Origin of the sequence: Moorena sp. SIO2C4 (assembly GCF_010672485.1) — a bacterium.
Lineage (GTDB): Bacteria > Cyanobacteriota > Cyanobacteriia > Cyanobacteriales > Coleofasciculaceae > Moorena > Moorena producens.
In genome coordinates, this window is sequence record NZ_JAAHGN010000301.1 from 1 (window position 1) to 7,454 (window position 7,454).

General features: G+C 43.8%; 6 protein-coding genes and 1 pseudogene. 3 read left to right on the forward strand and 4 right to left on the reverse strand.

Annotation, left to right across the window (positions count from 1 at the left end; translation table 11 throughout):
• From F6K20_RS16885 to F6K20_RS16895, 3 genes and pseudogenes are all read right to left on the reverse strand, one after another.
• Window positions 1-549: pseudogene (locus tag F6K20_RS16885) on the reverse strand (protein tyrosine kinase); the annotation flags it as partial.
• A 546-nt stretch (window positions 550-1,095) separates the two neighbouring features.
• Window positions 1,096-1,869, reverse strand: a complete 774-nt coding sequence (gene hisA, locus F6K20_RS16890) for a 1-(5-phosphoribosyl)-5-[(5-phosphoribosylamino)methylideneamino]imidazole-4-carboxamide isomerase (protein ID WP_008189482.1) — start codon at window positions 1,867-1,869, stop codon at window positions 1,096-1,098.
• A 170-nt stretch (window positions 1,870-2,039) separates the two neighbouring features.
• The gene (locus F6K20_RS16895; RefSeq protein WP_008189481.1) at window positions 2,040-3,725 is read right to left on the reverse strand and encodes a transglutaminase-like domain-containing protein; all 1,686 of its coding nucleotides are present in this window, start codon (window positions 3,723-3,725) and stop codon (window positions 2,040-2,042) included.
• A 231-nt stretch (window positions 3,726-3,956) separates the two neighbouring features.
• Here F6K20_RS16895 and F6K20_RS16900 point away from each other — a divergent pair, with 231 nt between their 5' ends.
• Genes F6K20_RS16900 through F6K20_RS16910 form a run of 3 tightly spaced genes read left to right on the forward strand, consistent with a single transcriptional unit; the run spans window position 3,957 to window position 6,511 of the window.
• On the forward strand, window positions 3,957-4,796 hold the full coding sequence (locus tag F6K20_RS16900) for a DUF928 domain-containing protein (protein WP_008189480.1): 840 nt from the start codon (window positions 3,957-3,959) through the stop codon (window positions 4,794-4,796).
• Between the two features lie 45 nt (window positions 4,797-4,841).
• Window positions 4,842-5,282 carry a C6orf136 family protein gene (locus tag F6K20_RS16905; protein ID WP_008189478.1) on the forward strand — a complete coding sequence of 147 codons (441 nt, stop codon included), beginning with the start codon at window positions 4,842-4,844 and terminating at the stop codon, window positions 5,280-5,282.
• A gap of 38 nt (window positions 5,283-5,320) precedes the next feature.
• Complete coding sequence (locus F6K20_RS16910; protein ID WP_044495167.1) at window positions 5,321-6,511, forward strand: TRC40/GET3/ArsA family transport-energizing ATPase; 1,191 nt, start codon at window positions 5,321-5,323, stop codon at window positions 6,509-6,511.
• 41 nt (window positions 6,512-6,552) lie between these two features.
• On the opposite strand, the gene F6K20_RS16915 is transcribed toward F6K20_RS16910, so the two are convergent.
• On the reverse strand, window positions 6,553-6,957 hold the full coding sequence (locus tag F6K20_RS16915; protein ID WP_008189474.1) for a hypothetical protein: 405 nt from the start codon (window positions 6,955-6,957) through the stop codon (window positions 6,553-6,555).
• Window positions 6,958-7,454: the final 497 nt, after the last annotated feature.

Below are 7,454 nucleotides of genomic sequence, written 5' to 3' on the forward strand. Positions count from 1 at the left end.
TTGCTTCTTGTTGCGGGAGTACTTGATATAATTATCGGCAAGCTGCTTTAAAACAAAGTGAACTTTTTGAGGATCACTATCCCGGTAACGAACTTCTAAGACACTAGTTCCTTCAATATGTTTGATCCTCAGGTGATTATTCTTGACTAAAGACTTGTAGCTAGTTTTGCCATAGCGCTTGTTTATTTCCTCAATCACGGGAGTGATGAGTTTTTCACTACGCAGTACCAGCATTTGGGTTTTATAAGCCAAGGTTTCAAAACCTGGTATCGATTGATTTTCATGATCCTGTGCTGTCAGAGGCTCCAGACGCAGCCGGAACTTGCCTTCATACAGAGGTTTCTGATTAGAGGTCCATACAAAAATACTAGCTGTTATCGTAATTGCTACACCAGCAGCCACTAAAAAGCGACGCCGTATGATCGTCCAAATCTCCTCTAGCTTACGCCCATCCTGATAGTATTTTGAGTTTCTAGTGTGGTAGATGACGGGCTGTGAGTGGATATATTTACCATTCCCCTGTGGGAAAAGCTCTGATTTATTGCCCATCTCTATATGTGCCTTTTTATTTATTGGTTTAAGTTATGTTCAAGAGTAACTGAACCTATGGCTAATCGCTCCCCTATCATACCTTCAGTAGTTGCCACTAACCATCAGCTCTGTAGTTAGTTTGTGTTAACAAACTAGTTTTTGACACTAGAACTGGAAAATTTTACGCAAAACTTATCAAATATCCGGATAAAATGAAGGAATGGTTAAGTTAGGGGAATGGTGTTTACTGGTACCAAGTTACATTCATAGGTAGCACTATCTACCTATCTCCCCATTACCTTGTCCTCCTGCCTAGCTAAATAACACTTGAAGAAGGCAATTGAGTTTAGTAGTATTGTCTTTAATTTCAGTTATAAATATAAAAAGGAAAAGGTCAATGGTTGGAATTCCTTGCCCTTTCCCCCTTTACTAAACTTTTACAGTGTAATCAGGAAGCAATTAGACAAATTATTATCTTAAAATATTACCCCTGAGAATGAAAAACTGATCATGGGGTATTTGGCTCGAATCAGATCAATTTTCCATTTTTCCATTGACGAGTGATCAACCAAAGCTAGAAAAGCCCATATCTAGAGGGATATCTTGTAACCTTCCAGGACCGACTGCTTGAATAGCTTCTTTGAGAGACATATCTCCGGTGTAAAGCGCACGACCAACAATTACACCCCTAACCCCTAGAGGTTCGAGGGTCAGTAGACTCAATAGGTCAGTGATTGAACTGACACCCCCAGAAGCAATCACGGGGATCGAGATATGGCTTGCTAGTTCTCTTAGAGCGTCTAGGTTTGGTCCAGACAGAGTTCCATCCCGGTGAATGTCGGTGTAAATAATCGTAGTTACTCCCAGCTGAGTCATTTGCTCAGCTAGGTCAATTGCTGCAATTTCTGAGGTTTCTAACCAACCGTGAGTGGCCACCCATCCCTGACGAGCATCAATACCAACTACAATCTTCCCTGGGAATTTAGTGCAAAGCTGTTCTACTAGGGAAGGGTCTTCCACCGCTGCCGTCCCTATAATGACTCTATCGACGCCTAGAGTCAACAGTTGAGTCACTCCGGAGCGGGAGCGTAATCCACCACCGACTTGCACTGGCACAGGTACCGCCTGCACAATTGCTTCGATTGCCTTAGTGTTCACTGGCGTACCCAGTTTTGCGCCATCCAAATCAACCACATGCAGCCGTGATGCACCTTGTTCAACCCATTGTTTCGCTACCTCGACTGGGTTATCGTTAAATACTTGCGCACGCTGGTAGTCTCCCTGGACTAACCGCACACATTTTTCTTCAAGTAAGTCTATAGCTGGAATAACATCCATGACTCAATTTCCCCCTAACCTATAGTGAACTACCGCACACCAATCCCAGCAGGTATGGTGTACGCTTCTGAAATCACGGGGGTAGCCCAAGTCTAGGAGTTACGTCCTTGATTTGGTCTTAGATCCCCTCCAACCCACTTCTTTCCGGCTACCCTTGCCAGCAGTAGTCCTTATTGTTCGATTGAAGCACTACCACTGGGCAATTCTGCCACAATCTTAAACCGCACATGATTAATGGCTAACTCACCAATGGAAATATCTTCCTTTTTCACAGGCACCCCTTGGCTCTTCAGGATTTCAAACTTAATTCCTTTACCGATCTCTATATGGTACCAGGCAAGACCCATCAAAAACCGAGTGGGATAAGGACCCCCTTCAACCGTATCATCAGCACTGGATTCCATGGGTAGCCAGCCGATTCCTGGGATATAAAATTCCATCCAAACATGATTAAAATCTGGTACCAAAGGAATACCGATTTGGTCAGGATGGGGAGGGCATTTGTAACGACCAACAGTGCGGCACGCGATCCCATTAAGGCGTGCCAAAGCTAGCAATACTCCCAAATACTCCCCGCAAGACCCCACACCCCTTCGTAGCACAATGTCTGGAGTATCTATTTTAGGGGTCACGTGGTAGGAAAGTTTGTCGTAGACATAATTGCGAATACTGTAGATTTGCCGCAACAGATTCGTTTCGCTACCAATTGCTTCTTTAGCCGAACGGCGGATGATTTCTGTATCCATGGCTAACTTGTCATCATCGACCAAATAACGGTTCTGAAATTCTGGCGGTAACTCAGGCAACCCCTCCATATCCCGTGGTGTCAGGCGGTACTTGATACTCCAGACTTCTAGGAGTGCCTTCCAACCAAAGATATGGCGTTCCCCTGGCTTGAGGTTGTCAAACTTAAAAACGGCAACTTGCTGACCATCTTGAACGTCTATAGTAAAGGGTATACCCACAGGTTCGACTTTTGAGACCTTTTGTCGGTCAGTTTCCGATGGCAAGGCAATTCGCCATTCCAAATCATTCAACTCGATATCCTTGAGGGGGTCAAGTTCCTCGACATAGGACATTTCGATTAAATAGCCATTGGAGAGTGCATAGCGACCTTCCGGATTGTAGGTAAAGTGTAACGGATGAATAAAAGTGCGATCGCGATACTGCAATTCATAATTAGGATCAGCGTTAGGGTTATCCCGGATGTAAGCCTCCTCAGTTGCATAAGCAACATAGAGGGTATCGTCTCCCGTCTGGGGGTCAGTACAAAACGCTAAGCCAGTAGGATTTTCAAAGGGGGTGAGTACACTGAACTGAATTTCGCCAGTTGCTCGATCAAGACAGTAAACTGTCTGTTCTTGGTCATCCGATACCCACAGTTCTTCATCGCGGATTGTTATATGTTCAATGCCAACTCCGGGAGAACGCAACCGGGTAATATCATGACCTGTATTGCTGCTATAAATAATAATATATCCAACTTTTTTACAGGTAACATAAACAGTTGAATCTTTAACAGCGATTCCGTTAGCGGTGTAAGGCAAATCAACAAAGTGTTGTAGGGTTAAATTATCATTGATATGGCAAAAATAGACACTATCTTGTAGCGTTAACCATAGGGTTTCTCCTGCCAGGGCTAAACCACTCACACCGACCAAATCTGAGTCCCGTTCTGGATTCAAAATCCTTGTGTTATCTGTGAAGGGATCAATTTCTAAGAGATAGCCCTTTATCGAGTCGATAGCAATTATTTTTTCTCTCCAAAATGCTATACCTTGCAAGGCATATGCTCCAATTGGTCTGATAGTTTTGTCGAATTTTTGTCGCTCTTTCAAAAATGAAGCTGAATTCATAATCATGAGTAAATCAGATGAAGAACAGATGAAGATTTCGACAAGATTATAAGCTTATAGTGGCGATGTCTCAAATACCTGAAGTTATTGTTAAAATGAGGCAGGTAAGGTATGAAAACCTGATCCTCTTATAGGGGTTACGGGTGCCTCGAAGGGCTGTTGTTATGCCATACTTGTTACTTATCCTGCTTACTTAAGAGAAACTTGGCTCTACCAGGGAATAGTTTTATCATGGCTTGGTTAACACGTTCATCAAAATTTACGCTCTTAACGGTTGCTTTGGCTTTCAGTCTGGCAGTCAATCTTCCAGCCCAGGTACAAGCTCAGGCGAGTTCTTCCCTAGGCAGGGAACTGATTGAGAAGATACCGAACCACTGGGAAAGTTATTTATCTGAATATGATCCACCTTCAGACGACGGAAATGGTACACCCTCTGATCTCGGACGTCCTGGAGGAACTAGGGGTCCTGGAGGAACTAAGGCTACCAAATGCCAGAAATCAAACCTGAAAAATCCTGTAGCGTTGGTTCCCAGTTCTGGGATGGGAACAACGGTTGCTGAATACCCCACTTTCTCTTGGTATATGCCCTGTATAGAATCAGCATCAGGGCTATATTTAAAGTTTGTGCTGAAAGATGCCTATGAAAAGGAGGTTTACTCAGTCAAGTATCCCTTACCGGATACGGTAAATCATGGAATTAGGAGTATAACGCTTCCTACCTTTGTTAACCTACCTCCCTTAGAAGTTAATCAGAACTATGACTGGCAGGTAAGATTGATTGATCCCGGCGACTCGTCAAACAATATCTATATTGATGGTGGGGTCAAGCGAGTTGAAGAAGCTCCAAACCTAGCGGAGCGTTTAAAACAAGCAACCCCCCAACAGCGTGTTGTGATCTACGCAAATGATCGGCTTTGGTACGAAACATTAACGACTCTGGTAGAATTGCGAAGGCAGCGCCCCAATGACGAGAACTTGGCAGAAGCTTGGAACAAACTTCTGGATTCGGTCGGGTTAGGTGCAATTGCTGAAAAAGCCTTGTTTGAACATGCCAGTACGACTCACAACTAAATAACGAAATATATTAGGTTATTAATACCTGTATGAATACAACGTATGAATACAAATCGGTATAATAACACTGAAGACCGTGACCGACAAGAGATTCGTCAGTCCATAGCCCAAATTATCCAACAAGACTATCAAAGGTTCCCAGCTGACCAAACTTATAGCATCTACGCCTCAGACGTCTATTTTAAAGACCCCCTCAACCAGTTTCGCGGGCTTGAGCGTTACAAACAAATGATTGCCTTTATCAATCGCTGGTTCCTTGAGCCCCATCTAGATTTGCAAAACATTTCCCAGTCAGGAGATACAATAAAAACCCGCTGGACTCTGAGCTGGACTACGCCATTACCCTGGAAACCGCGAATGACTATTCCTGGCTGGAGCGAGTTAAAGCTGAATGCTGAGGGATTAATTGTTTCTCATATAGATTATTGGGACTGTTCACGCCTGGACGTACTTAAGCAGCTTTTGTACAGTAATGTAAAGTAAATAAATCTAAACTTTTCTCAGAACAGCTGGAGCATACCATGCGCGTAATTTTGATGACCGGTAAAGGAGGAGTAGGAAAAACCTCTGTAGCCGCTGCTACTGGCTTGCGTTGCGCCGAGTTAGGCTACAAAACCCTAGTTCTGAGTACTGACCCAGCTCACTCCCTAGCAGATAGTTTTGATATTGAACTCAGTCACGACCCCCGATTAGTTCGCCCCAACCTTTGGGGAGCAGAACTTGACGCTCTGATGGAATTGGAAGGAAACTGGGGAGCGGTTAAGCGTTACATTACCCAAGTGCTGCAAGCTAGGGGCTTAGATGGGGTACAGGCAGAAGAATTAGCCGTTCTTCCTGGTATGGATGAAATTTTCGGTCTCGTCCGCATGAAACGTCACTACGATGAAGACGAGTTCGATGTTCTGGTTATTGACTCAGCTCCCACTGGTACTGCGCTACGGTTACTGAGCTTACCAGAAGTCAGTGGCTGGTATATGCGCCGTTTTTATAAGCCACTACAAAGTATGTCAGTTGCTCTGAGACCTTTGGTTGAACCGTTATTCAAACCCATTGCTGGCTTTTCTTTACCAGATAAAGAGGTCATGGATGCTCCCTATGAGTTTTATGAACAAATTGAAGCCCTAGAGAAGGTACTCACTGACAACCAACAAACATCAGTGCGTCTGGTTACTAATCCTGAGAGAATGGTGATTAAGGAGTCCTTACGAGCTCATGCTTACTTAAGCCTATACAACGTTGCCACTGATCTAGTTGTTGCCAATCGGATTATTCCTGACCAAGTAACTGACCCATTTTTCCAACGCTGGAAAGAAAATCAGCAACAGTACCGCCAAGAAATTCACGACAATTTCCGGCCTTTACCCATTAAAGAAGTTCCCCTCTATTCCCAAGAGATGTGCGGTATTGAAGCGTTGGAGCGTCTCAAAGAAACTCTGTATGGTTCAGAAGATCCCACTCAAGTGTATTACCAAGAAAACACCATTAGAGTAATACAGCATAAAAATGAGTACAGCCTAGAACTGTACCTACCTGGTATCCCCAAAGACAAAATACAGCTTACTCAAACAGGAGATGAATTGAATGTTCGCATTGGTAACCATCGCCGCAATTTAGTCCTCCCCCAAGCTTTAGCTGCCCTGAAACCTTCAGGAGCCAAGATGGAAGAGGATTATCTCAAAATCAAATTTGCCGCTGGTGCAGTTAATATCTGATCAAGCCCTGTAGAGTTGGAGTCAATCTACACAGCAGTAAATTAACCCTTTCTGAGCTCCTGAGCCATTTTGAGGAACGGATCCAGGCTTGAGTCAGGGCGACGGGGTTGAGAGCTTACCTGACCGTTTTGTTCTAATTTAGTTCCAGACTGGGAAGCAGTCTCAGAAGTGGCCATAGGTGTCTGATTTTGGGAAAGGGTGACTTTATCCGTAGCGGAGGTCTGCTCTACCACTTCACCGCTTAAAACAGCAGTCTTGGTCTTGGGAAAGGATTTCTTGACCTTAACAGGGGTGCGCATGTAGTCAATGTTTCCCATGGTCTTTGCTTCATCTGTGTCCAAGAAATACTCTTGGGACTGGTTAGCTTCTATGGACTGTTCCATGTCCTGGCTGTCTTCATCAACGTACTTGGTCTGAGAGTTGAACAAATTGCCTAAGAGTCCCATAGTTAATTTTTCCTGCCTCTAGGTAGTCTATTGTTATTTAATGTTAACTATTATAAATATTTATATCATAAATCTTTTGTAAAAACTGATATCAACACAAAAAAACCTCAGCCACTTACAGAGGATATACTCTGCTCTTAGCTGAGGGAATTAGTCAGGGTGCATCTATTACTTATCTATCCAACTGGGTTGTCACCCCATCAGGAAGCCAAATGAAACATGGGGTGGAACCCAGCGCTTGTTAAAAGCAGTAGAGAACCCGCACCAAGAGAGTGATTGCTTATAGGGCAAATGCCTAGGGCATATCGCCACCACTGGCTATAAGTTTAGAGACACCTTGTTTGTAGGCTAGAATACTGAGCTAATATTTAGCTTCATCCGCTCTTTAGCCTCACATCTCAATGCTACCCCATGAGTGTGAGGCTAAAGAGCGGACAGGAACTGTATTGCATAGGTTGAAAAATGCTATAATGAAAATAGTAGGGAAGACAAATTAA

Bases quoted from the DNA above. Each gene is read 5' to 3' on its own strand.
- F6K20_RS16895 (WP_008189481.1), bottom strand. From the start codon at position 3,725: ATGAATTCAGCTTCATTTTTGAAAGAGCGACAAAAATTCGACAAAACT.
- F6K20_RS16910 (WP_044495167.1), top strand. From the start codon at position 5,321: ATGCGCGTAATTTTGATGACCGGTAAAGGAGGAGTAGGAAAAACCTCT.
- F6K20_RS16905 (WP_008189478.1), top strand. From the start codon at position 4,842: ATGAATACAAATCGGTATAATAACACTGAAGACCGTGACCGACAAGAG.
- hisA (WP_008189482.1), bottom strand. From the start codon at position 1,869: ATGGATGTTATTCCAGCTATAGACTTACTTGAAGAAAAATGTGTGCGG.
- F6K20_RS16900 (WP_008189480.1), top strand. From the start codon at position 3,957: ATGGCTTGGTTAACACGTTCATCAAAATTTACGCTCTTAACGGTTGCT.
- F6K20_RS16915 (WP_008189474.1), bottom strand. From the start codon at position 6,957: ATGGGACTCTTAGGCAATTTGTTCAACTCTCAGACCAAGTACGTTGAT.